The sequence below is a fragment of the Neobacillus driksii genome (assembly GCF_013409995.1).
Classification (GTDB): domain Bacteria; phylum Bacillota; class Bacilli; order Bacillales; family Cytobacillaceae; genus Neobacillus; species Neobacillus driksii.
On sequence record NZ_JACCBX010000011.1, the window covers coordinates 166572 to 193550 of the forward strand.

General features: G+C 39.3%; 21 protein-coding genes and 1 pseudogene. 2 read left to right on the forward strand and 20 right to left on the reverse strand.

Features of this window, described 5'->3' with window-relative positions:
- Positions 1-9 precede the first annotated feature (9 nt).
- The 14 genes and pseudogenes from F4694_RS23110 to F4694_RS23175 form a co-directional block, all read right to left on the reverse strand.
- Positions 10-1002, reverse strand: coding sequence for an ABC transporter permease (locus F4694_RS23110; RefSeq protein WP_179602263.1), 993 nt, complete (start codon positions 1000-1002; stop codon positions 10-12).
- Between the two features lie 78 nt (positions 1003-1080).
- Entirely contained in the window at positions 1081-2610 is a 1530-nt protein-coding gene (locus F4694_RS23115; protein ID WP_179602264.1) for an extracellular solute-binding protein, read from the reverse strand.
- Positions 2611-2780: 170 nt separating this feature from the next.
- Positions 2781-5375, reverse strand: coding sequence for an exo-rhamnogalacturonan lyase family protein (locus tag F4694_RS23120; protein ID WP_179602265.1), 2595 nt, complete (start codon positions 5373-5375; stop codon positions 2781-2783).
- A gap of 11 nt (positions 5376-5386) precedes the next feature.
- Positions 5387-6583 (reverse strand): oligogalacturonate lyase family protein, encoded by a 1197-nt coding sequence (locus tag F4694_RS23125; RefSeq protein WP_179602266.1) that lies wholly within the window; start codon positions 6581-6583, stop codon positions 5387-5389.
- A 194-nt stretch (positions 6584-6777) separates the two neighbouring features.
- On the reverse strand, positions 6778-7092 hold the full coding sequence (gene rhaM / locus F4694_RS23130) for an L-rhamnose mutarotase (protein WP_179602267.1): 315 nt from the start codon (positions 7090-7092) through the stop codon (positions 6778-6780).
- Between the two features lie 21 nt (positions 7093-7113).
- Positions 7114-9105: a beta-galactosidase gene (locus F4694_RS23135; protein WP_179602268.1), complete on the reverse strand. Its 1992-nt coding sequence runs from the start codon at positions 9103-9105 to the stop codon at positions 7114-7116.
- A gap of 13 nt (positions 9106-9118) precedes the next feature.
- Complete coding sequence (locus tag F4694_RS23140) at positions 9119-9808, reverse strand: rhamnogalacturonan acetylesterase (RefSeq protein WP_179602269.1); 690 nt, start codon at positions 9806-9808, stop codon at positions 9119-9121.
- Positions 9809-9823: 15 nt separating this feature from the next.
- Positions 9824-10219 (reverse strand): annotated as a pseudogene (locus tag F4694_RS23145) (rhamnogalacturonan lyase family protein).
- Between the two features lie 85 nt (positions 10220-10304).
- The gene (locus F4694_RS23150; protein ID WP_257029364.1) at positions 10305-12314 is read right to left on the reverse strand and encodes a glycosyl hydrolase 115 family protein; all 2010 of its coding nucleotides are present in this window, start codon (positions 12312-12314) and stop codon (positions 10305-10307) included.
- A gap of 172 nt (positions 12315-12486) precedes the next feature.
- Positions 12487-13518, reverse strand: coding sequence for a glycoside hydrolase family 88/105 protein (locus F4694_RS23155; RefSeq protein ID WP_179602271.1), 1032 nt, complete (start codon positions 13516-13518; stop codon positions 12487-12489).
- A 298-nt stretch (positions 13519-13816) separates the two neighbouring features.
- Positions 13817-15136: a Gfo/Idh/MocA family protein gene (locus F4694_RS23160; protein ID WP_179602272.1), complete on the reverse strand. Its 1320-nt coding sequence runs from the start codon at positions 15134-15136 to the stop codon at positions 13817-13819.
- An 85-nt stretch (positions 15137-15221) separates the two neighbouring features.
- Entirely contained in the window at positions 15222-16049 is an 828-nt protein-coding gene (locus tag F4694_RS23165) for a sugar phosphate isomerase/epimerase family protein (RefSeq protein ID WP_306458517.1), read from the reverse strand.
- 21 nt (positions 16050-16070) lie between these two features.
- A complete protein-coding gene (gene bglB, locus F4694_RS23170) occupies positions 16071-17156 on the reverse strand; it encodes a beta-galactosidase BglB (protein WP_179602274.1) in 1086 nt (361 codons plus the stop codon).
- A 132-nt stretch (positions 17157-17288) separates the two neighbouring features.
- A complete protein-coding gene (locus tag F4694_RS23175) occupies positions 17289-17969 on the reverse strand; it encodes a rhamnogalacturonan acetylesterase (protein ID WP_179602275.1) in 681 nt (226 codons plus the stop codon).
- 320 nt (positions 17970-18289) lie between these two features.
- Here F4694_RS23175 and F4694_RS23180 point away from each other — a divergent pair, with 320 nt between their 5' ends.
- Both F4694_RS23180 and F4694_RS23185 read left to right on the forward strand, forming a co-directional pair.
- Complete coding sequence (locus F4694_RS23180; protein WP_218895804.1) at positions 18290-20854, forward strand: rhamnogalacturonan lyase; 2565 nt, start codon at positions 18290-18292, stop codon at positions 20852-20854.
- Between the two features lie 188 nt (positions 20855-21042).
- Positions 21043-21429 carry a DUF1398 family protein gene (locus F4694_RS23185; protein ID WP_179602276.1) on the forward strand — a complete coding sequence of 129 codons (387 nt, stop codon included), beginning with the start codon at positions 21043-21045 and terminating at the stop codon, positions 21427-21429.
- Positions 21430-21489: 60 nt separating this feature from the next.
- Here F4694_RS23185 and F4694_RS23190 read toward each other — a convergent pair whose 3' ends face one another.
- The 6 genes from F4694_RS23190 to F4694_RS23215 form a co-directional block, all read right to left on the reverse strand.
- On the reverse strand, positions 21490-22107 hold the full coding sequence (locus F4694_RS23190) for an NUDIX hydrolase (RefSeq protein WP_179602277.1): 618 nt from the start codon (positions 22105-22107) through the stop codon (positions 21490-21492).
- 154 nt (positions 22108-22261) lie between these two features.
- Positions 22262-23131 (reverse strand): fumarylacetoacetate hydrolase family protein, encoded by an 870-nt coding sequence (locus tag F4694_RS23195; protein WP_179602278.1) that lies wholly within the window; start codon positions 23129-23131, stop codon positions 22262-22264.
- Positions 23132-23254: 123 nt separating this feature from the next.
- Entirely contained in the window at positions 23255-24043 is a 789-nt protein-coding gene (locus tag F4694_RS23200) for an ABC transporter ATP-binding protein (protein ID WP_179602279.1), read from the reverse strand.
- 82 nt (positions 24044-24125) lie between these two features.
- Positions 24126-25106: an electron transfer flavoprotein subunit alpha/FixB family protein gene (locus F4694_RS23205; protein ID WP_179602280.1), complete on the reverse strand. Its 981-nt coding sequence runs from the start codon at positions 25104-25106 to the stop codon at positions 24126-24128.
- Positions 25107-25119: 13 nt separating this feature from the next.
- Entirely contained in the window at positions 25120-25914 is a 795-nt protein-coding gene (locus tag F4694_RS23210) for an electron transfer flavoprotein subunit beta/FixA family protein (RefSeq protein WP_179602281.1), read from the reverse strand.
- A gap of 36 nt (positions 25915-25950) precedes the next feature.
- A complete protein-coding gene (locus F4694_RS23215) occupies positions 25951-26796 on the reverse strand; it encodes an aspartate/glutamate racemase family protein (RefSeq protein WP_179602282.1) in 846 nt (281 codons plus the stop codon).
- Between the last annotated feature and the right edge of the window lie 183 nt (positions 26797-26979).

The following is a 26979-nucleotide window of genomic DNA, read 5'->3' on the forward strand; positions in this document are numbered from 1 at the left end:
CATAAAACCTTAAAAAATTCCGTCCTGCCCCATCTTCTTAGCCAATTTATTGGCACCTAAAACAAGGACTACACCTACAATCGCTTTAAATAATCCTACTGCAGTACTATAACTATAAGCCCCTTGGGTAATACCCACAAAGTAAACATAAGTATCAAATACATCTGCGACACTTCGATTGAGGGAGTTACTCATAAGGAATATTTGTTGGAAGCCTGTGTCAAGGAAATTACCTAGTCGTAAGATTAGTAGAACGACAATCGTGCTTCTAACAGCTGGAAGAGTGACGTGCCATAATCGTCTCATTCTTCCTGCCCCATCTACAATCGCCGCTTCATATTGCTCTTTATCGACAGAAGCAAGTGCTGCTAGGAAAATAACTGTTCCCCAGCCAGATTCTTTCCAGATGATTTGTCCCATTATTAGAGGACGGAACCATTCTGGAGAGGAAAGGAAATTAATTTCTTTCCCATAAATAAGGGATACGATTTCGTTTACTACACCGCCGCTAGTGGTAAAAAAGATATACGTAATACTGGCGATAATAACCCAAGACATGAAATGCGGTACATAAATAAAGGTTTGCACCACACTCTTGTAAGCTTGAAGTCTTAATTCATTTAATAGAAGTGCTAAAATAATTGGAGCCGGGAAAAAGAATACTAAGTCCAAACAGGCAAGAATAAAAGTATTTTCTAGTAATCTAAAAAAATCAGGGTTTTTGAAGAAATCGATAAAATTTTCAAAACCCACCCATTTACTTCCGAAAACTCCTAGAAACGGAGAGTAGTCTTGAAAGGCAATGACAATTCCCCACATGGGAAGATATTTAAAAATAATAAAATAAGCTAAGCCTGGAATTAATAGCAGGTAGAGCCATTTATCTCTTTTTAATCGCTGGATATTGGAAATATTCGATTTTACTTCAGCCTTTGATCCCTTTTTCACTGCATTATACCCTGGTTCCACGGTTTCGACACTCTGTGCCTTAAGGCCTTCCATAAATTCACTCCTTTCAAATTCAAGGTTTTTTGCAGGAACAGGCAGTGTATGAACACTGCCTGTTTTTACACTTTGCTATTATTTCTTTATTTTTTTGTATAGGTCATTGATTTCTTTGATATAGTCGTCTCCGCCTGTGCTGCGCCATAAATTGATTGCATCTTTAAATCCTGCTTCATCAATTTGTCCTACTATAAATTTAATACGTGCATCGTTGATGATATTGTCTAACTGCTGTCCTTTTTGCGCGTAAACTTCAGATAACAGGGATTCAGCTGGATTTGGAACAACAATTTTTTCATTATCTAACAGTATTTGTGCCTCTTTTTCTCTAACAGCTGTTAATTCTGGTTGAATAAATCTACTCTCTGGAATACCCGGCACGAATTGATTTATGTCTGTAAATTCATTGATAAGGGCTTGATCATTGTTTGTAAGAAGGTTTAATTTCCCATCCTTCATTTCATAATGGCGGCCTTCTACACCGTTATAGGCCAGTTTTTGTGCTTCTTCCTCATTCAATTTATCTATGAATGCTAAAACTTGCTTTAACTCTTTTTCAGTTTTTACACTAGATTTTGGAATAGCTAACAATCCAGAGTAACCTGAGGTAGGAAGAGAACGAAGACCTTCTGGACCTTCAACAGCACCAAAGATGTCAATTGGCTCAGTTAATTCAGGATTAGACTTTTTGAAATCTTCATCTGCACGGCGTCCACGGTCAAGTACGTCTACAATCACACCAGCTTGGCTATTCATCAATGGATCTCCCCATTTTTGCGGGTCCATTACGGCAAAGTCTTCGTTGATTAATTTTTCATCATATAATTTTTTGAAGAATTTTAATGCATCCATATATTCATCTGTCATGAAGTCCGGCTCAAGTTTGCCACCTTTTTCACCCCATTTGTTTGGAGCACCGAACCAAATTTGCATGATATCAAATGGACCAGTATATTTCGATACAACCATTCCATATGTGTCGTCTTTACCATTTCCATCTGGATCATTTTCAGTAAATCCTTTTAATACGTTGTAAAATTCATCAATTGTTTTCGGTGTTTCTAAACCGAGATTTTTTAACCAGTCTGCACGAATCGTTACACCTAATCTTCCAAGCGGACGAGAACGATAAATGCCGTATATTTTTCCATCAATCGCACTATTTTGTAATGTAATTTCATTCGCTTTACTTAAATTTGGATAATCCTTTAAATATGGTCCAAGCTCCCAGAAGGCACCGTCGCGTACTGCGCTAACAAAACTAGGAATCTTAGAAGGTATCATCATGATTTCTGGCAGGTCACCAGATGCTAAAGTGATATTTAACTTATCTGTATAGGAACTATTTAAAACCCAATTCATTGTAATGTTTGTGTTGGTGAACTTTTCCAATTCCTTTAAAGCTGGGCTGTCATCAGCTGGTGGATCTGGTGTATAGGCAGTAGTCATAATTCTGATTTCAGGTGTTGAACTTTTCCCATCTTTACTATCACCGCTTGATTTTTCTGAATCGCTGCACGCAGCTAAAGAAAATAATAACATTGCTGAAAGAGCTGGAACGGCAACTTTTTTACCAATTAACCTCTTTTTCATTCTTTTTTTCATTTTCTTACCCCCAATGTGTGTTTATAAGTTCAATCTTATTCAGTAGTCCATTGCCTCAAATTGGAAACGGAACACTGAGTCTTGTTCTTCTAAACCAAATGTAAACCGCTTTCATTTTTCTAACAATTACATTTTTTTGACCTAACAAAAACCTTGTTTTTATTATGTTTTTAACTATTTAAACACTTTATTGTCGAATTAATACTTTCTTGGAAATCCTTATTTGGCAAGTAATCACCGATTAGTTCCAATGAAACAATAGTGTTCAAACACCATTGCGAGGTAGTATTGGTTGTAATGCTAGGAATTTCGGTAATTTCCCTCCATGTGCTTATTTCTTGTATTTTAATTGGCAATACCATTTCACTTATTTCTTCATTTAATAATAAATTCCATGCTATTTCAGCAAGTTTCGCATCATTTTTCTTTGCTGCTGCATAAGCCACCATTCCTGAAGCTAACATTGGCAGGCTGAACAATTTATCATGAAGAACCCCATTACTCCTCTTTAATTTTTCTTCATTACTAAGAACATAAAATTCTCCAAATTCAGCCAACATCTCTACCCATTCTGCGTCACCAAGTATCTGTGCGATTTCCATCCAGGCCTGGGGGCCGCCAAATGCAATCACCATATGGTACCCTCCTGCATTACCATCACCCATGTGATGGAGAGTGCTAGTTTCTGGATCGTAACCAAATGTCGGCCCAGATAACAATCGAAAAGGAAGCTTTTTTAATGTTTCAATACCAGAAACGAGTTTGTCTCTGTATTCACCATTTTCTGTTCGTTCCCACTCTGAGAGCCAATTAGAACAAAACGCTGCCCAATCTGGACCAACTCTCGCATGACTCTTAAATTGCTCAGTTGTATAGAATTCTCTCATCGGATCCAAGTTTAGTAGAGCCTTATCGGCATCTCTGACTTCCGTTAATAAGTCTCTTGTTCTTTCATCTGTGGTTAAAAAGTAATAATATTTATGAAGTCCCGCCATACTAATTCTTGCTTCTTTACAGCCGCAGCCCCAATGACTGACATTATGCCTGGACCCTAATCCTGCATATTCCCCAAAATGATAGCAATCCACTTCACTAGTATGCCTAGTCATTGCCTCCGCCATGGTAAATACATCTTCTCTGCCTGAGCGTAAAAATGTGTACCACAGCCAAATATTCGGAACAAGTTCTGTATTCTGCCAGGCAAATCCTCCTAAATCATATCTCCATTGATGACGGACTGGATCGTATGTATGCATGACATCGCCATAATTCCAAAAACCATACCATCTTCGCTGGTCAATTTCTTTTTTATAAAAGTTGAATGCTTCATCAAGTTGATCCTCTAGTTTTTCTTTCATAGGAGTACTTCGATCAGGCAAACTCCAAACGCCTAAAGATTTCGTACCGTAATAATATTCAGGTTCACAAACCAACAATATAGGTGCCTGCCACTCGTCAGCCTTATTAACTAATTGTTGATTTGTCGGAGATTCGGTATAAAAGTGGAAAAAGATTTCGCTTGTGTTCGCAATCCCCATTGGATCCGCTCTCATTTCATCGAATCCCTCATAGGCGGCGACAACATGTGTTTCTATGTTATAATGGCGTAAATCCATTGCCTCTGAATCTGGTGACCAGAACCAAACCTTTAGTTTTGCACTTTCCTGACTCAAATTATTTACCTCCAATGATGAAGGAAACTTCTGCCAAAAGTTCTTTAACCCGATTGCTACACCACTTTCTGTACCACCCACATACATTAAACCTTTTGCTCTCGTACCATGAGTCGACTCTACCCAAGAGAAGTCTTCGTTTGTTCGTTTCATAATTCGGTAATGATCAGAAGAATCTTGAGAGATTTTGAAATCATTCCAAATAGCATTTTGTTGTGCATGCTCGAGAATGTTAGCATGTTGTTGTTCGTTAAAGGTAATTACTTCTCCGTTAATCTGTTTTTCATATAATTCTCCTGCATTCCGGTGCCTTCTTGTCAGCAATAGCTGTGCCGGCTCAGAATAGATCCCTGTATCCCCTGTGAATCGCACATTTCGATTGAATGATTCCCCCAATAACGGAACCGTAAGTTCAAGACCTACACCTTTAATAAAGTCTTCATTTGGATTTCCATCATAAAGGAGTGTATGGACGGCACGAATAGATGCAGTATCACAGTAAAAATAAAGCCGTAAAACAAACGGCAGCAACTGTTCTTCTCCGTATACATTTTGATGATTACCCTCAATTTTAATAACAGTTCTTAGTAACCCTTTTTGTTCAATTTGAACAGCATGAATCTCACTTTGCAGTGGTTCTTCCCGGGTAATTTTTATTCCATTTTCTTTACTACGGACTTCTCTTAATGCTATTAATCTACCATTTTCACTGATTGTTTTTGTCCCTATTCTTACGTTATTGATAATAGTGCTGCCTTGTTTGTTTATGGTCACGCTAATTTCACCAGTATCAATTTCAATAGTTTTATCTGTTTCGTTAGCCATTAACGTGCTGCTGCTTTCCTGCTTCTCGTTATTGATACTAAGTTCATAGCTATCACTTTTTTCTTCCAAAACCGCAGCATGTCCAGTCCACTTAACACTTCCATCAGGCCAATAGGCCATTGGCCAGTTTTGTATAGGAATCTCTAGCCCGCTGCTATCCTGTAGAGTAAGCAAGTGGTTTCGATCAAGTTCTCCCTTTTTCCATGGAACGCCCCATGAAACCCCCGCTTTTTCAGATGGCCTTTTGTTTAACCATTTTAATTTCATATCTTATCCTCCTATTCTTTCAATAACTTTCCATCTATTAGTTGTGGCAGACTTTCAAATTCAGGAACGTCGACCAAGTATATGTTTCCGTATCCATTACGATCGGAGGTGAACAACACTTGATTACCGTCATGGCTCAAACGTGGATGTACATGGAGCTGTTGTACCTGGAAACTTCCTCGGTGCTTACATAAAATCCGCGGCCCATCGATTCCATCGCATGTTTTCTTCCACAAGAAAATACAATCCTGATACCTCTCACCATGGTAGGCGCTAGACTGCTGTCCGTCCCCCACAATTAACTCTGAATCATTCGAGTGAATGTGCATATTTTGATAGGGAAATTCAAACTCCTGCGTCTCGGAATTATCAAATTTTGTGTAACCGAGAAATTTACCATCTTTCCGATCTAGTGATTCAGTAAATCCGTGATAGCCAATATGAAGACCATCACGATGCCAATATTCGTGACCGGCAAACTGGTTTGGTTCTCCTTCTCGTATCTTCCAAACCTCCCCAGTGTCGATATTCATTGCCCAAATTCGATGATCCACCTTTTCCCACGGACCTTCATGGCAGAATGTAATCAGATGAGGCTGTGTTGGTGATGCATTCACATGGCCAATCCAGCGTTTTTCTTCATGAATCACATTAGTTTCCCCTGTCTCAAAGGTTAGCAGACAAATCTGGCAATGCGGCCGTGCTGCTTCCGTTTCCTCAAAGCCTACATACCCACCCGAAAGATTACTTTGAATAGTTTTAGATAAATCCTCTGAAAGGCCAAAGCATAAATGCTTTCCATCTGCCGTACAACTAAGATTGCTAAAGTTATAACCTTCTGGCAGATTGAAAATAATTCTTTCTTCCAGAGTATCTAGATTAATAGCTGTAATACTATTTGCTAATGTAAAGTAAGCTTCGTTTTTAGCGGGATTAATATAGGTTCCTTGAATTCCCTTAGGCGTTTTTGGGTCAAGATCTGTTAGTTGTGTTAATTCGCCATTTGTTAGATCCAAACTATAGAGATTTGAAGCATTGTCCCGATCTGAACAAATTAATAATTTTGTTCCATTGTCATACCATCCATCATTTGTAAAATACAAATGAAAGCTATGTGCGAGATACTCGGTTAATTGTGTAATCCTTGCACCTGAAATTGGATCAGTAAATTCATTAAACTCAGCTGGCCATTTTTTCCCTTTTCCCATCTACTACTCCTCATTTCTATTAAATAATGATTTATCTATTACCTACCTTAAATTCGTTCTTTATTTCCATCAATAATACATTTTTGCTTACAGCCTTTTTCAACAATTGAATTATTCTATAAAAAAAGACCATCACCTGAACTTACAGATGATGGCCATTATTCACGTCTAGTTCATAGACTATATACCTTTTCCTACTCCAAATAAAATACTTGCTTTAATTCTGTTGAAACGGGGCTGTTATCCTCATTTGTTTCCATGATATCCTTCATATAGGCCCACCATTTCTGACAAATTTCTGTCTGCGACATCGCATTCCACTTTTCTTCACTCTCAATCTCTACATAGGCAAATAAGTTATTTGTCTTAGAATCTAAGAAAATCGAATAATGATGTGCGCCATGGTTCTTTAATTCAACTTCCATTTCCGGCCATAATTCATCATGGCGTTTTTTATATTCATCATGACAGCCTTCAAACACTTTCATTACAGATGCCTTTCGAATCATATCTATTTCCTCCCATTACCATTACATTTGTTTGAATTGAATTATTCTATATTCAAATTTACCAATCTCAAGCTTGCCTGCTTCAATAACCGTATTACTCTGTAGATCTACTCCTTGCTGTGGAAGAGTAACACTTCCGCCATTTCCGTCCATATTGATGACGAACCAAACGGTAAAGTCTTCTCCCTGACGCGGTGCAACAATCGTCCCTTGGGTTACATCACTTCTTAATGTAACATTGGCTTCCTCAGAATAGTAATGGACTAGTTTTTGCAGCAGCAAATCACCGCTCTCACCGATTGGCATAGACCCAAGCATTACAATTTTTCCTCCACCAAGCTTATGCTCTGTTATAAATGATTTCCCTTTAGCAAGACCCTCTTCTATCACACCTACAGAAGTATCGGAATTCGCCTCAAATACTGAACTCCACATTCCTAATGGTGCAGAGATATCAAATGCACGTCCTACAGTTCCGGAATCATCCATAGGGAATGTATATAGGACTTCAACACCTGCTGTTTTTTCAAGTTCTCCTAATGCACAGTCGGTATGGACGGTATGATTTTCTGTTCGTCCCCCTGTTAGTGGACCAACAATCCAAATTCCGCCCTTTTCAACAAACTCCCGCGCCCTGGCAATATATTCTGATGATAAATAGTGGATAAATGGCGTAAATAATACCTTATAGCCCTCTAGGTCTGCACCTTCAGGAATCACATCACGATGGATACCCATGTTTAAAATCCGTTTGTAAAAATCAGTTACCAAACTGCGATGATTTAAATTACGATGTGATTCTGTTTTTAAGAATGCTTTTCCACGATCAGAGTACGTGATGGCCACTTCTGCCTGACTCGGTGATGTCGATAAAATGATTGGTTCAATTTCATTTTTCAAATCTGCCACTTCTAACACACTTTCATAGCCAACAGTTGGTTTCCCCCAAGCACTCAAAACGCTGCCATGCGGCTGTTCACATCCGGCACGCTGCTGCCTCCAGAGCCAATAACAAAAAGCTTCCGCTCCTAATGCGTATGCCGCTGCTGCCTCAACCTTTAAATAACCATTAGGATGTGGTGCTGCATAGCTTGCCAGCGATGCAGCATAGGATGGACTTGTTTCCATTACCCAGAAACCTCTGTCCTTTTTAAAGTTTCTCCACAAATCACTGTTGATTAAGTAAGCTGGGAAATTTTCAATGGTTGCATATGTATCAAATGAAGCAAAATCAAGGTTTTTAAAGATTCTTTCGTTATCTACACTGAAAAAAACAGAGCTATTATGCGTAATGGGTGCACTTGAATATTTTCTGATGATCTCAGCCTGTCCATCAGAAAACTCTGCAATTTTCTCCATTGAAAATAATTGGTACATGGTATGCAGCGATGAATTGTGTAAAAATGGTGCTGGTCCTGGCTGTGGTACCTGATCAAAGCTATGATAATATTCGCTCCAAATTTTTGTTCCCCATGCTTCATTTAGATTTTCTACTGTCTCATAGCGCTCCTTTAACCAAAGATGCCATAGTCCTTTACAGGTATTACACATACATTCACTAACATGACATTTGAATTCATTATCAAGCTGCCACCCAATTACACCGGGTAAACTTCCTACTGCTTTTGCAATATTTTCTGTAATCAGTGCTGCTCTTCCCCTAAAATAAGGATGGTTCGTACAGGCATGCTGCCTTGAACCATGCCCCATTACTTTCCCATCACTATCCACATACATCCGCTCGGGATGACCGTGGGAGTACCAGATAGGTGGTGTAGGGGTTGGTGTACACATAACGGTTTCGATACCATTTTCATAAAGCTTGTTAATAATATTCTTAAAAAAGCTGAGATCAAATTTGCCTTCTTCAGGCTCCATGGATGCCCAGGCAAATTCACCGATTCTGACGACATTGATACCAGTCTTTTTCATTTCTATTATATCTTCTTCTATTACTCTTTCATCCCATAGCTCCGGGTAATATGCCGCACCATGATATAATTTTTTGCCCATGCTACTTTCACCTCTAATTGTTTGATTGTCTATTAAACGATCCCTTAATAAACGGGACAATGGGTAATTGTAATTCTTTTATTCCTTCTATTACTAGCTTTCCGATTTCCCTTGCTCCGTGTTCGCAAAAGTGCGTATTATCCTCTATCCCATCTGGGTAATTTGGATGTTCATTTGCTTCAAACATAGTAAACAATTGTTTTGAACCCTCCGGACCCAATGATTGATAAAGCTTTTCTGTTTTTTCCCAAAGATTAATTAGCTGGACGTCCATTCTCTCAGCAAGCTGTATCATAGCGCTTGGATAGTCTCCAAGTGTATTGACTAACCGACCCTCTTCATCAAAATTTCTCCGGTGAACAGAAGTAACTAAAATGGGGGTAGCCCCTTTCTTCCTCGCCCCATTAACATATTCCGTCAAATTTGCCTGATAGGTTGTATAGGGCTGGGTGCCAAAAGACTTTTGATCGTTATGGCCAAATTGGATAAACAGATAATCGTTAGGTTGAATAAATGCAAGGATGGTATCTAAATATCCTTGTTCCATAAAGGTATTGGTACTTGCTCCACCTTTTGCAAAGTTGTGAACCTTAACTTCTTCGGTAAAAAAAGATTGAAACATTTGCCCCCAGCCTGCCATCGGTGCCTCATACCGCGGACAGCTTGCCACAGTAGAGTCACCTGCTAAGAAGATATTAATCAATGATTATACACTCCCTTATAAATATAGTTTATTAGGTTGGTTTTGATTTTCTTGGTCAAGTTCTTGTTTCACTTCATAGATTTTCGGTGTCGGCGGTTTTTCCATGTTATGTCCAAGGAAGAAACCAGGATGCGGCGGCTGATTATACGCAACATTCTGCCAGACAATACCTAATCTGTAAGTAGGGTCAGCATAAGTGTATAAATACGATGATCGGTTATATCCGTCGTAGTATAGATCCTTAGTGCTGTACTATCATCTTGTCCGCCAAATCACTTCTTCCCGCCAATCGCCAAAAATATCAGCCTGTAGGCATGGATTCCCTTTTGTGCCGTTATTGGACCTAGTTGTACAATCCCTCCTAAAGTGTAACTGTAACAGTAGGGTAATGTACCCTGTAATTTTCAGCAATCGTCATTTTTTGATTCTATTGTTCTTACACTTTAGACATTCTTGTAAGGTTGCACTTTTTTGTATAAATAGCGACCATCCCCTATCACTGAAGGAATTTTTCAGCTAATCTTTTTCCAAGTTCATCGTCAGACAAAGGGTTACGGTGGGTATTCTCCAAATAAATATATTTTTCTGTTTCCGGCATGAGGTACTCTTTGTACCATAAAAAGAAATCAGGACTGTCGCCTTGCATTCTTAGAAATTTACGCAGTGCTTCCAATGAATAAATGGTACTGTCTATGTTTGTTAACCAATCTGCATAATAAAAATTTTCCCACTTTCCATGCTCTGCACGTCTTAAAGCTTGTTTACATTCCCTGTAAGAGTTAATCGATTCTGAGGCATGGACAAATGCAAGTGGATATTCTTTTTTTGTAAAAGAAATATAAGCTTTACATAGAGAGATAAAACCATTACAGCCGAAGGCATGTAATTCCGCTTGCAGCAGAAGTTGATCATCGAAGCGCTGCTTATCTTCTTCAGGCAGCAGCAAAGAAATCTGACGACACTGTTTTAAAAACTCTTCCCAGCCTGCTAATCCCTGCTCACATTTTTCCATGAACCATTTCACTTGTTCGGTAAAAGAGATTTCACCTGTCGCCCAGTAGAGTCTTTCCATTGGAATATCTGTTTTTCCTTGAAGCCAATGTCCAATAATTTTTCTTGCTGGATGGTGATAAAATTCGTCCCCTGCTTTGTCATCTGGATGGGGGCCATAGGGTATTGTTTGTTCAAAATAGCTTTTGTACAGCTCTGCAATTTCTTTGTGTTTTGTTGTATATAAACGCTTACTATACGATTGCAAATGTTCCTCAATATTTATCGTGCCGTTATTCCATAATTCACTCACAATATCCAGCGGGTAAAGATGCATGCGGATATTACCGCTGTTGAGCAGCAAGTAGGATACAGCACCGGCATCAAATGCCTTTTCAAGCTCCTCTTTGATCAATTCCGGCGGAGAGGGAAACATCGTCAAATGATTCGAAGCCTGGAGGTCATGGAAGGTTATATGATAATAAAGTCCATGCTCTCCTGCGTCATTGGTTGCTGGCAGTGAAGGGATTCGGTAATTTTCATTTCCCTGTCTTCGGCTTACCATTTTGCCATACCCATTATCAGCCCATATTTTAATAACCCCTTCAGGCACCTTTACATGCCCAGCTTTGTATAATTCAGATATTTCTCCATACAAGGCCATGGAATAGACAGGGTTATCTACTGATTGACTAATCATTTCATACTGCCTCTGCACAACCTTTGAAATCATCGCACCTCTCTTTTCAGGGGTATCAAATTCCGGATCGTAATGCCAAAAAGGAGCATCCCCTTGTCCGCGAAAGGAAAGGACCCAGACAATTTTCTCATCCTTTTGCTTCTCAATGGCCTCTTGCCATAAAGTCTCAAATAACGCTGGATTTTGTTTGTAGCTGGGTTTCTTACCTGGAAAGGCACGTAAAAACATCTCTGCTCCTAACGGTTCAGCGTGATGGTGCGTCACCCATAAGCCCATTTCTGCTGCTAACTCTGCATGGATACCATCTTTTGGGAGGTCAGTGCCAGGGATTACCATATTCCCGCCGCAGCGTAATAATGTTTCAAAAACGGGATACCATATCTCTTTAGTGGGCGGGTATTCTTTCTTCCAGCCGATTAGGCAAACCTCATCATTCACAAACCAGCCGCGGTATTTCACCTTTTTTTCCGGGGAATTGAATACTATAACTGGTATATGTATCTCAGAACGTTGTTTTATTGGTAATTCAGCCCAGAACCAAAAAGGATCCACTCCTAGATATTGATGGCTATAATGCAGCAATCCATATATAATTCCTAAATCGTCATAGCCTACGATGTGAAAAGAAGGTTTTTTGGTATTTTCAATGATGCGAAAGCCATAGGCTTCTGGTCTTTCAGGACATTCCTCATGATTTGAGGCATATCGTACCACAATATCTGCGGTCTCTTTATTTGATGAAATGAGGTTTGGGATTTTCCCAAATACCTTTTTATGATCTCTCACAATCATATCGACTGCATGTCTGACTGGCATGCTGCAATTTTCTGGCAGGGAAATGGTGGAATCACCATTGATTACTACATTGGAATGCCTCAACATTATTCCTCCTATTAAATGATTTCTAGGAATCTATTTCTTCGTTCCTTTAAGTTGTTCTATCTGAAAAAATAACCTGTGGAACATCCAGCTATCCCACAGGTTATCTTTACTCTTGTCTTTTTTCCCTTTTTAATAATAGTGATAAAAAGGCAAGTGCTAACCCTTGTCCCCATCCTTGTACCCGTTTATAAGGGACATTTTTGTACCCATCTGCATCATACATAACCGCCGTTCCAGCTGAAACACCCATAACAGAACCATCTTCTCTGATTTGGGTGAGAATGGCTCCAAGAGCTTTTTGAGTATATTTATTGTATAGTTTTCCAGTGGTTAACAATGCTGCCGCAATTCCTGCAGAACCAGAGGTTTCTAAATAAGAATCTGGATCATCTAAGATTGTATGCCAAAGTCCAGAATCTGATTGTAATCTTACTAGTGCGCTTAACTGGTCACGCAGCGAGCCTTGTATTACCATAAAGGACGGATGCTGCACTTCAATAAGTTCAAGTGCCCTAGCCATTGTATAAGCAGCCCAGCTGTTTCCCCTCGCCCAGAAAATACCTGACATATGATTTTGCGCCAAGTTATCCCAGCCATGATAATACAGGTTTGTCCGATCATCCTGAAGAAAATTTTCATGACCATGGTATTGCTTTAGTCCAAAATTGAAATAATCTTCCCTGTCTAACAGATTGCCGATTCTTAAAAGGAAATATCCAGCCATAAACATGGTGTCTACCCATGCCTGTTCAGGGAATTGATATTTTGTGCCATTTACTGTATGCTGCAAGACCCCATCAGCAAAGCGCTCGGCATCATTCAGCAGATAATCTGCCATTTTTATTGCTGTGTCTAAATACTTTTCATCATTGGTCGCTTTGTATAGAGTTAATAGAACGTGCCCGATCGAGGAAGCATTAACCGTTAACTTTGGCAGTCCATCCTCTAATTCTGCATCAACCCATTCCTTAATTCCTTGAAGATATTGCTCTTCACCGGTTGCTTCATATGCTTCAGCAATACCATAAAAAGCAACTCCTCCCGGCCAATCCCAACTAAAATCCATATTAAATGTTCTTTCAACAACCCGATCAATTGCCTGGGATACCTTGTTTTGCTCAAGTACTAACTGCAGCATACATATCCTCCTTTATTTGGTAAAAAGTTACAAAGGACCACCTTTTGGTTCCCGCTACCTTGACTTTTTGGGTTCACCGGTAACCAAAACACCTCTTTGATTCCCTCTACCTTGATTTTCCAGGTTCAACAGTAACCAAAATGCTTCTTTGGTTCCCTCTACCTTAATTATTTAGGTTCAACGGTAACCAAAACATCTCTTTGATTCCCGCTCCCTTGATATTTCGAGGTCACCGGTAACCAAAACATCCCTGATTCCCGCTCCCTTGATTTTTCGAGTTCTCCGGTAACCAAATACTCTAGAAAACAGCCTTTGGCAAAGAAAGGTCAACTTCACTTTTTAATAAATCATTTATTTTCTTTGGCTTATTTTCTTTAACAGATCGCCATACACCCTCACCAACTGCAATGGAGTATGCTCCTGCCTCTGCACCCGCTAAAATAGGATATGGGCGATTTTGATCGACGCCTAAGAAAAGGTCTTCCAATAAAACAGGGTCTCCGCCGCCGTGACCTCCTCCCGTTTGGAGCACATGAATAATCTCTTTTGCTCCGCCAAATAATGGGTAGAATTCAATCGTTTGTTCTGGAACGGAGAATGGAATCCGGCTTGGTTCATGGAACTCAGTCGTTTCAATTCTTCCTTTCGTTCCGTTAATCGCTAAACGGTAACCTTCATATGGAAGTGAGAAATTTACGGAATAGCTTAAAAATGCTCCTTTATCATACTTCACGGTGGCAACATAGGTATCTTCGATTTCGATTTCGTGATCAAAGATACAGGAATCTGGACGATAATGGGTATAATTTTGTGCCGACTTTTCAATGCTATCTGCTTTAATATGATCGTCTTTAACAGCCATATTATTTCGGCGGTTTGACCAGCGCATATAGTATTCACACGAGAGTTTCTCTTCACAGGTACTACAATATCGGTTGTCTGTTGGGCTTGGATTGAATTCTCCGTCTTTACCGAAATAATTTAATGCACCGTATGCAAACACTTCTTCTGGATTCTGATCAAGCCACCAATTTACTAGGTCAAAATGGTGTGTGGATTTATGAATGGATAAGCCGCCTGAAAAATTTCGGTTTCGGTTCCATCTTTTAAAATAGCTCGCCCCATGATAGGTATCAATATACCAATTTAGGTCAACGGAAGTGACTCTGCCGATTTTTCCTTCTAAAATAAGTTCCTTTATTTTTCGATGAAACGGATTGTAACGATAGTTAAAAGCGACAATTACTTTTCCCTTACTTTCTTTTTCTGCTTCCATTACTCTTCTAGCATCTTCAGCTTTTGTCACCATAGGCTTTTCGGTAATAACGGTTAAGTTATTCTCTAAGCCTTGTAATATGTAATCAATATGGGTATCGTCTCTGCTGGTAACAATGACTGTATCTGGATTTGTTTCATCAATCATTTGTTGGAATTGATTTGGATTGTAAGAGGGAATCGATTTTAATTCAGAAAAACTCTCCTTGCAAATTTCTATTCTTCGCGGATCGGAATCAAGTACTCCAACAACTTGGTTAGTTGAACCAAATTGATGAACGATTGATTGAATAAACATTCCTAATGCTCGGTTACTAAGTCCGCAAACTACGATTCTATTCATAGTCTTTCCTCCTATTTGAATTTAAAATTTGGTTTAAAAGAAAACTCCCATTATAGTTAAATAACAATAATGGGCAGTAATGCTTTTATTTTTCCCTTAGGAATGCGATGCTTTGGTCTATGAATGGTTCTTTAGTTTCTTCTAGTAGGATGTTTATAAAAGGTTTTTTCTTTTTTATTTCTTCTATAATATACTTATAGTTTAGTAGTCCCTTGCCTACTGCTGTTGGGACTAACTGGTTATTCTCAATGATAAAGTCTTTTGCATGCAGGATAACGACTCTCTCACCAAATAAATCCATTGCTTCTTGAAAAATTTCTTCTTGATTTTGGTAGGTTTCAATCGTTAATAGATTAACCGGGTCGAGAATCACTTGTAGATTCTTAGAATTGATTGAATCTAAGAGTCTCTTCATTGCTTTCGGTGAATAAATTGGATGGTTTACACCTGCTTCTATCCCCACAATAACTCCAAACTTTTCTGCTTCCTTAACAAGTTCAGAGACACTGGAAACTACTTCTAAAAAAGGTTCTTCCTTGAAGTTTTCCTCGGTATAGAAAATTTCCGGATTTACATTTCCAGTTTCAGTCGCCACAATACTGCAGCCGAAATCTCTGGCAAAGCGGACATGCTCTTTAAAGCGCTCGATCCCTTTTCTTCTCTGAACTAAATCGGGATGAATCATATTAAAGTAGCAGCCTAATACGGCGATTTGTACATTATACTTTGAGAATGCACTAGCTACATAACGCGCAAAACCTGGGCTCAAGCTGCCTAATTCCGTATTCACACCATCTAAGGATTTACTTAAAGCCAACTGAACGGATGTAAGTCCTTTTCCAGCTACTTCTTGTACTAACTCTTCTAATGGCAGGTTTTCAATATCATGGGCTCTAATTCCTATGTTTAACATTTTCATCCCACCTAAGTTTTTTTAGATTCTGTGATGCAGGTATTCTACTAATGCAAGGATTGCCATTGATTGTCCGTACGGCATGGCAGTAACAGGAATTTGCTTGTAAAATTCTTGCGTTTCTCCCATAGCCGTACCAGCTGAAACATGCTGCAATTCACCGGTTTCATCGATATTCTCAATAACTGCCTTTATAGCTTTTAATCCCATATCACTGTATTTCTTTCCGACATAGCGTTTACGGACTGATCTTAATGTTCCAAAAGCAAAACCAGCTGTGCAGGATGCCTCAACATAAGAAGTAGGATCGAGCAGAAGTGTATGCCACAAACCGTTTTCATTTTGACAAGTTTCGAGTGCTTCTAATTGTCTTTCTAAGGTGTCGATTAAGATTTGACGAACTGGATCTTTTTCACTTAATTTAACTAAATCCAGGAATTCGGGAATTGCAATGGTTACCCATGAGTTCCCACGTCCCCATAGTGCTTCTGCAAAGTTGTGATTTCCCTCAAACGTCCAGCCGTGGAACCAAAGGCCAGTTTTCTTATCAAACAAATATTTAATATGTATTAAAAATTGCTTTTTTGCTTCTTCGATATATTCCGGTTTATTTAGCAATAAACCAATTTTCGTTAATGGCAAAACACTCATCATTAAGGTGTCGTCCCATAATTGCTGGGGATTTTCATTACCAAAAACAACATGCTGAATTCCGCCATCCTTTGTTCTGGGCATATCATGGTACAGCCAATCACCCCAGGTTTCTAAATACGGAAGGTAGGTTGGATTGCCTGTTTCTTCATACAAATATGCAAGCGTTAACATTTGTACCATCGTGTTAACGTTCTTTTCAACTGGAAGTTCTTTGAATTGATCATCAAACCACTTAACAATAATATTTAATACTTCTTCTTTTTTGGTTAATTTATAATATTTCATCATTCCATAAAGGCCAACCCCTGCGGTCCATTCCCAATAGTTGAAACTCTTATTATCAATTTTTCTTCCATCAGCAAGCGGTATAGCATATTTCCCCTCTGGGTCATTTAGGTTAATCAAGTTATCAATTAGGAGTTCAATTTTCTGTTCAATTTCTTGTCTATACATTTATGATTTCCTCCTCAAATTTAATCCAATAGTGGTAAGGATAATTTTTCAAAAAAATAGATTCCTAGTGTATACGGTTTAATTATATTTTAACTTTTTTTAGTATTTAATTTAAAATTCAGTTTTTATTTATTAAAAAACAGTGTTTTCAGAAACCGATTTGATTTTTCCAGCAATAGGCAGATTGCTTTCTTTTAACCCTTCCGCAACTAGACTTGCCATTTGATAGGCACCTTTTTTCGTAAAATGAGTGAAATCTGTTTCGTTTACTGATGCCATAAATAAGGTTAGTGCTTCCTTATAACCAATGGTATCCAGCAGGCTCAAACTTCTCTCCATTAAATCTATTAAAGTGACCATTTCCTCAGCAGCCACTTCTTTCATTGCAGTACAATAATCAGGAAAATCATTTACAAATTTCCCATCTTCTACGTGCAACCTCGCTGGCGGGGTTATTAAAACCGGTACCGCTTGATTATTTCTTGCTCCCTCAACATACATTTTTAAATATTGCTTATAGGTCTTAAAAGGTTCTGTATAACGTTCAGGTTTACTAATTGTTGAATCATTATGACCCATCTGTATGATTAAATAATCACCGGCTTGTATTTCTTTTAATATGCCAACTAATCGCCCTTCCTCAATAAATGTTTTCGAGCTCCGACCACCAATAGCGCGGTTCACTACTTTTATATCCTTATTTAAAAAGGTATGCAGGAACTCTCCCCAGCCACCTTGATTTTTCTCACTAACATCATAGTCCTGCACGGTTGAGTCTGCTGCAAGAAAAATTCTAATTGGTTCATTACTCATTTAATCATCCCCCTCCTAATCTAACTGAAATGTTATACCGTTATTTATTCAATTGCTATTAGACATTTTTGTGCTATTCATTTTCGTGATGGTATTTTTTTGCGTTGTTATCACAATTTTGCTAACTAGTCAAAAAGTGCGGATTTGGAATCAGTTGGTTCATAAAGACTATGAAAATAGGCATATATCGCCGTTTTTCCGACTTGATAACACTGTTTTTTTTAATAAAGGTACTGAAAATTAAATTTTGTATTCAGAGTATTTTAAATACAATTATTGTGTAAGCGCATTCAAACTTAAAAAGCAGGAGGGCGAAAAATTTGAAGAAAAGATTATTGTCTAAAAAAGCACTATCTACCGCTATTGTAATACCATTGCTTTTATCAGGTGTTTCTGGTGTATCTGCTGGTGAATTTCAGAAGAACAATGTTACTAGTAATCTCCCAGGAATCCAATTAGAGTATCTTGACAGAGGTTTAGTTGCGGCTCCAACATCTCAGGGTATATTTCTTAGCTGGAGATTATTAGCTAATGAAGTGAAAGGTTACTCTGAAACTGGATTAACTGGCGTAAACTTCAATGTCTATCGTGATGGAAAACAAATTGCTACTGTTGAAGACAGCACCAACTTCGTCGATAAAGAGGGTAATTCCGATTCTCGCTATTATGTTCGCTCCGTCTTAAACGGAAAGGAGTTTGATCAAAGTGCTTCTATATCACCTTGGAAGCAATCATATGTTGATTTAAAGCTGCAAAAGCCAGCAGATGGAGTGACTCCTGCAGGTGAGAATTACACCTATTCGGCAAACGATATGAGTGTTGGAGATGTTGATGGAGACGGGCAATATGAGTATTTTGTTAAGTGGGATCCTTCTAACTCAAAGGATGTTTCACAAAAAGGCTACACTGGTAACACGTATATTGACTGCTACAAATTTGATGGAACTCTCCTATATCGAATTGACCTAGGCGTTAATATCCGCTCAGGAGCTCACTATACCCAATTCTTAGTTTACGATTTTGATGGTGACGGAAAATCAGAAATTATGTTCAAAACCGCTCCTGGTACAAAGGTGATTAAATTCGATAAAGCCGGAAATATTACCTCTGAAAAATATATTACGATGTCTCAAAAAGACATTGACGCTGGATATAGTAATCAAGATGATTACCGGATGAGCCGAGAAGATTACTATAATCATGTTGTGAAAATGTTTATGGGTTGGAGTGAGCATGAAGAAGTAATCAAAGGAAACTGGCCAAGTACCCTTGAGGAAGCATTTGGTATCGAAAAACAATATACCTATCCTTTATCTAAAGAAGATGCCGAAAGCTTAACCGATTACTTTATGGATGTTTACGCACCTAAAAGAAGTGGAAACAACAAATTAAGAGAATTTGAGGGCTTTATATTAGAAGGGCCAGAATATTTGACTGTCTTTAATGGTAAAACAGGCGAAGAAATGGATACGATCGATTACAAACCAGGACGTCATGACGATGGTCTTATGTGGGGTGACTATGCAATGGCTAGAATTGAGCCTGGTAACCGTGTCGACCGTTACCTTGCAAATGTTGCCTACCTCGATGGTGATAAGCCATACGCCGTGTTTGCTCGTGGATATTACACAAGATCCAATCTCGTTACATATAGCTGGGATGGGAAAGAATTAAAAGAAAATTGGGCTGTTGACAGCGGTTGGACACCAATGACCAATCCATTTAATGATGGTCCTCATGGCAGAGACGGTACTGATCCGGAATATGGCACACTCACCACACAAGGTGCACATTCCCTGAGTGCTGCAGATGTTGATGGTGACGGCAAACAAGAAATCGTTTACGGCAGTGCCACCATTGATGATGATGGCTCTTTATTATACAGTTCAATGGATAAAATGCCTGAACAAAGCGCAGCACCTGGCACGACTGCCAGACTTGGGCATGGAGATGCTATGCATGTTACAGATATCGATCCAAGCAGGCCAGGAATGGAAATATTTATGGTCCACGAAGGTGCCGCATGGGCTCCATATGGCTATTCATTACGGGATGCAAAAACAGGTGAAATTATTTATGGCGGATATACTGGCAAAGATACTGGACGCGGTATGGTCGGAGATGTGGATCCATCCAAACCTGGTTTAGAAACATGGGCCGTTGGACTATGGACTGCAGCCGGAGAAAGGATTTCTACTTCTGCTCCAGGAACAAATATGAATATTAAATGGGCTGCAGATATGACCACACAGATTGTGAATGGTTCGGGCAATGGAACCACTACCATTGACGACTGGAAAAAAGGCAGAGTGCTTACTGCTACAGATACTAGAACCAATAATGGTACAAAAGGTAACCCAAGTTTAGTTGCAGATATATTTGGAGACTGGAGAGAAGAACTTTTAGTAAGAACTGCGGATAGCTCGGCCATTCGTATTTACACGAGTACTGAGGTAACAAACCACAAATTGTATACGTTAATGCACGACGCTCAATATCGTGCTGAAGTAGCAAGACAAAGTACAGCCTATAATCAGCCATCCTATACAAGCTTCTACTTTGGTTCGGATACGAATTGGGCAAATGTCCCTGTTCCAAGCTTTTCAACACCTGGTGTCTTGTCAGTATTAGAAGAAGCAATGTCTGAATATCAGGCCAATGGGGAATTGACTGGACCGTTAGTTCCCAAATTAGAAAATTCACTCAGACAAGCAGAGCACCACTTGGAAAAAGATTCTGTAGTCCAAGCATTGAAATTTATTGAGGAATACCAATCTGAAATTAACCATAGTCGAAACACAGGTAACATTTCTGAAAATGCTAGATTAAACCTTTCACATAAGGCTGAATTATTAATTGGTATGTGGGAAAGAATAAATAATTAATTATACATCCTTGGTGTGATGAGTATTGGAGACATTATCAAACGGTGGTCTTAAAAAAGATAAAACACTTCTTGCCCGAAAGAATCCTATTTCTTTTGGGCCTCTTTTATAAACTTGGAAGCGAGTATCGGCATAAGAGTTTGCTTTTCGGTTAAAATGATGAAGAAACTTTAGATGGAGGAACCAACATGAATGATAATCTAACGGAAAAAGAGGTACATAAGATTATTGAAAGAAGAAGCACTGGTAAAACAAGCTTCGGTGAATTTTTGGAGGAATTATCTCAAATTGGGGTCATTCAGTACGATATTAATGTAGCTACAGGTGAAGCCACATACAAGGGCGAGCATTCAGAGGTAAAAACAGACCCTCAAGTTCAATTTGTCATTTCAAATGATTTTAATAGAAACCAGGCATTAAAAGCAATCGCCAGCATTGCTCTTCCCTTTTTAGACTTTCTAAGAGAGCTGGCTGCCGCAGGAGTTACAACCTATAACGTAAATATTATCGAGAAAACGGCCACGTACGTTGGTATCAAGGGTGACCCAATAGTAGAACCGTTGCAGCAATCTTAAATCCTCGCGTAGAATACATTATAAGCGTTAATCCTTTTAGATTAACGCCCCTAATCCAAATTAAATATGTTCTTTTATTTTTTCGAGAACGGTTCTGTAAAATTTATTTTGATGAGGTACGAATTTTCCCCTTCCTACATGCTCTTCAAAATAAATTTTATTTCCGTCTTCTGTTACTGTAAATCCTGTTATCTTAATTATTTCACTTTTGCCAAACCAAAGTTCAGCAAATTCGTTAAGATCAACTTTTACAATTCCAGCCACTTCATCTTGAAGGATAAAATCGTCAAAGGATTTTTCACTTTTATACAGGAAAGTGTGTGCAAATTCTTTATCTATAAAATCTTCTTCCTTTACACAATAGTCAATGATTCCTAATGGAATTAAATCCTGAAAGTGGATATCAATCCCCACTTCTTCCTTAATCTCTCTTACACCATCCTCAACAGATTCGTCAGCCATTAAATGGCCGGCCGCAGTAATATCCAGAAGATTTGGGTAGTCCTTTTTTGTTTTACTACGGAGTTGTAAATAGAGATAATCTCTTTCCTGTTCTTTCCTAACAAACCAACAATGAAATGTTTCGTGCCAATAACCCAGTCTATGTACATCTTCACGAGAAGCAACGCCTATCGGATTCCTATTTTCATCCAATATTTTTAATTGTTCCGTTTCCATCCAATCTTCCCCCTTAACCTTACCCGTCAAGTTGACTATAACCGATAACCACTACATTTTATCACTATGTATATAGACCAGCCATGAAAAAGAAAATGACCTGTGCCATTTCACAAGTCATTGGGTGTAGCGTACACTCTGTTCAATTTCTATGTTAGTCTTCTTTTTTCAATTTATTCAACAGGCTTCCAAGACCATCAATCTCACAAACTATCTCATCACCTGGTTTTAACCAGTTTTTCTCTTCCATTCCCATAATAACGCCCTCTGGTGTTCCTGTATAAATAACGTCACCTGGCTGAAGTGTCATAATTTGGGACAAATCACTAATCAGCTTAGCAGTAGAGAAAATCATATCTTCAGTGTTTGAATTTTGGCGCAGTTCACCATTCACCCAGCACTTTAAGTTTAAGTTTTGTGGATCAGGTACCTCATCTGCAGTTACGATATAAGGACCGATTGGAGCAAATCCGTCGATGGCTTTTCCATAGAGCCATTGATGGCTGCGGAATTGAAGCTCACGTACAGACAGATCATTGCCAACGGCATAACCAAACACATAATCTAAAGCATTTTCAACAGAAACATTTTTTGCCTGTTTACCAATTATCGCTACTAATTCTACTTCGTAATCCACTTGTTCGGCCATTTTTGGCACCGGAATTTCCTCACGATGCCCAGAGAGACTATTGGCAAATTTAGCAAAATATATCGGTTTTTCAGGGATAACAAGACCGGACTCTATAGCATGTTTACGGTAATTTGCTCCAACACATATGACCTTTCCAGCATTAGGAATTGCAGGTGCGAATTGAATAGTTTCTTCATTCAATTTCTCAGCGGAATTTGCAACTATTTTCGTTAACGCTTGTAATGCTTCATTCCCACCTTCAATAACACCGAGCATTGTTTTTGGTGCAGCAATTCCAGTTTTCTCAGATACAGCTTGAACATCAATAATTCCATCTTCTGTTTTAATCCCTAGTTTTATACGTTTATTCTCATAGTAAGAAAGTATCTTCATCTTATTCACCATCCTATTAACTTTAATATCCTTACATATCTAGTAGAAACTTTTACGATTCCCTTCTAGAGCAAACACTCTGTCTTTTAGAAATTTTCAAATAATTCATATTAAAAAGACATGCTAAATCTGCATTTGTAATCTAGATACAAACGGTCGATTATTTTCCCAATTAACTTGCACAGGAAGTCCGAAAAATTGGGTAAGCTTTTCATTTGAAATCATTTCAATTGTCTTGCCAGCACCAGACACCTGTCCCTCTTTTAGTAATAAGGTTTTATTGAAAACAGGTAGTATTTCTTCCACATGATGAGTCACATAAATAATTGTAGGAGCCGTGGAACTTTTAGCAATTTTTACGATGGATTCTAATAACAACTCTCGTGCGATAAAATCCAATCCGTTTGTTGGTTCATCTAAAATAAGTAACTTCGGGTCGGCCATTAATGCACGTGCAATGAGGACACGTTGTCTTTCCCCTTGGGAAAGCGTTTCATATCTTCGGTCTGCATATTTCGTTGTTCCAAGCTGATCCATTAAATTAACTGCTTTTATCCTCATTTCCTCTGTTGGAGTTTCATAAAGACCGATGGATGCAAATGCACCACTTAGCACAACTTCAAAAGCAGTATCACTTGGATAAAATTTTTCTTGCAGGGAAGCAGAAACAAAACCGATCTGCTTTCGTAATTTTTCGCCAAGGTAGGTCTTTCCAAATTCCATTCCCAGAACGGTAACCCTACCTTTAGTCGGGAAATAATAAGCATTTAACAAATTTAATATCGCGGTTTTCCCCGATCCATTTAAGCCAAATAGTACCCAATGGTCCTGCTTATCAATTTGCCAATTAACATTTTCTAAAATCAATCTGCCTTCTCGGCGTAAGTTTACATCTTCAAGCTTTACTACCATATCCTTAATCCCACCTTTAAAAAAGAAAATCCCCACCGTATTTCGGATTGAGGATGTCTTTATTATTTCATGCTGAAAAAGCTTAAACAAGTACCTTTTTTAGTTTTTCTGTTAGTGCTTGAATAACACTTTTGTAGTCAGCAACGACACCAATATTGGCTCGTTTAAAGATAGTAGCTTCTGGATCTGTGTTAATCGCGACAACTGTCTTGGCGTTTGTAATACCAGCAAGATGCTGACTGGCACCAGATATTCCAACTGCAATATAAAGATCTGGTGCAACGACGGCACCTGTCTGACCTACCTGAAGGTTTGAAGGAACCCACCCGGCATCACATGCCGCACGCGAAGCACCGACTGTACCTCCAAGTAAATTTGCAAGAACCTGTAATTCAGTAAAGCCTTCTGGTCCACCTAGGCCACGGCCTCCTGAGATGATGATTCTAGCATCCTCCAGACGAATATCCGATAATGCAGCTTGAATTTTAACAACCAGCTTGGTAACAATCATCTCTTCCGAAGGGGCATAATCGACTTCAATGATTTCCCCTTTACTTGTCTCATCCTGTACAATCACATCCTGGCTCTTTTGACGAATACCAACTACTACCTTCGGACGCGTAGTGGAGTATTCTCCGAACGCCTTATCTCCGTAAATCGGACGAATCCAGCTTACTTTGTCACTGTTAGCAGAATAGTTGACTACTTCGGTAATAGCTGAGGCACCAGCACGCGTAGCTATTCTTCCTACTAAATCCTTACCAATCTTGTCGAAGGAGAGGATAAGGATGTCAGATCCAGACTGCTCGAAAACAGTGTGGATGCTATTAACAAACAGTTCAACATCATATTCTGTTAACAGAGGGTTAGAAATGGTGTATGCGATACTTGCCCCGTTGGCAATTGCTTCCCTAGCGCCTGCCTCAGCTAAAGGCCCAAGAGTGACAGATCGAACTTCACCTCCAGTGGAACTAGCCAAGCGGCTGCCAAAGGCAAGTGCTTCCTTGGCCCCTGAACTCAAGGAATCCCCCTGTTGATTTGCAAATACAAGAATTCTCGTCATAGTTGAATTCCTCCTATAAAATCTTGAGAGCCAAAAGTCTGTCAGCTAATTCGCTAGCAAGTTCTGCACCATCATCACCAGGCAAGACCTCACAAGCTACCTCCCTATTTAGGACGTATGCTCGCTCGAGCTTAACACCTGGTTGACAGCTTTCACGATCAAGATTAAGATCTTCTGATTCTAATAGCGTAATAGGTTTGCTTCTCGCAAGTCTAATATCCTTGACCTTTGGGAGTCTAGGAACGTTTGATTCAGAGCTGATGATGGTAAATACAGCAGGAGTTGCAACACTGACTACCGCATATCCACCTTCGACTTCAACAGTCGCCTTTGCACTATTCTCTTCCACCTCAAGCTCTGAAACGAGTGTCACGCAAGGAATTCCTAGTTCCTCCGCCATAACAGGTCCAACGAGACCTTCCTCGATATCACTTGCTTGGTAACCTGTGAGCACAAGTTGTGCTCCACCTAAGGATTTAATGGTTTGTGCTAGAATATGGCCAACAGCCTGTCCGTCTAGATTCTCCCATTCTTCATCCCACACTCTTACTGCTGCATTTGCGGTAAAAGCTAGTGCCCTGCGCAGTACCTCCTCCGATTCCTCATCTCCGAGACAAAGTGCGGTAACAGTAGCTCCAGGAACCTTGTCACGAAGTTGAATTGCTAATTCAAGTGCATTCTCTGCAAACGAGTCGAGTACCAAATCAGTGTCACTATTTTCAGGACGATTCGTATCGGGGTCTATTTTAAAATATTTCGGTGTAATTTCTGGGTCTAGCACCTGTTTAAGGCAGACAACGATGTGCATTTCAATTTCACCTCTCAATTTGTTAATATTTGCGTATTAAACTCCTATCCCTTTAACAGAAAGTCCTTTATCGTCTTTAGGATTAGGAGAAGGTATAAGTCCATACATTTCTCGTAGTCTTTCCACCGCTTCAACAGTCGGCTTTGCATTGTAGAATCCTCTGCGTGTCATATAAACACCAGAGTTTTTGCGCAAATCTACAAGTGACTCACACATTTTGATAGCTGCTGCAAACGAGTCGACCACTGGTACATCGCCAATTCTAGAAATTCCATGGGTAGCTAAAAAGACATTCATTGGACCTTCTCCTGGAATGATTATATCGGCTCCATCATCAATAGCTGATTGAGCGGCTTTTTTGAAGGATTCGATGATTGGCTCTGGGTCATTAAATCCTGCCATAATATCATCAAAGCCCACCTCGGTCTGAACGATTGGTCCCAGTTTACCACCTAAACCGTACTTGTCAGCATTCTGACGGAGCTGATCCGCTAATGGGGCCAAGAAATTTACGACTCCAATATGGTCTCCAAGCATGGAGGCCATGTGGAAGGAGGCTTGCCCATACCCGACTACAGGAATATCTACAAGCGTACGTGCTTCTAAAAGTCCAACATCCGGAATGGTTGCGATGAACATGGCGTCGTAACCGGCTTTTTCAGCTGTTAGCGCAGCTCGTACGAACTGTTCCCGGTGGAGATTTTGAAGGTAAGAATGGGTAATAAAGATTCCTGGGTAATGGGAGGGATATGTCTCTTCCGACATACCATGTAAGACAACCTCTACATCTTGGCGGGCGATTCTGCTAACATGTTTGATAATTGCATCTCGATATTGCGGCACCCGGTCAATCGTTGTAAGACTTTGATGCCAGATTTTCATATCAATGGCCTCCTCTTTCATAGATTTCACCTGAACTTTGTTCTTTTTGTACAATACCTTAAATTAAGGACTTATCTTTCTAATGGCTCGTGCGATTTGTCCTCAAGCCCCTGTATTAAGGACTAATCCTTCTAATGGCTCGTGTGATTTGTCCTCAAGACCCTGCATTAAGGACTAATCCCT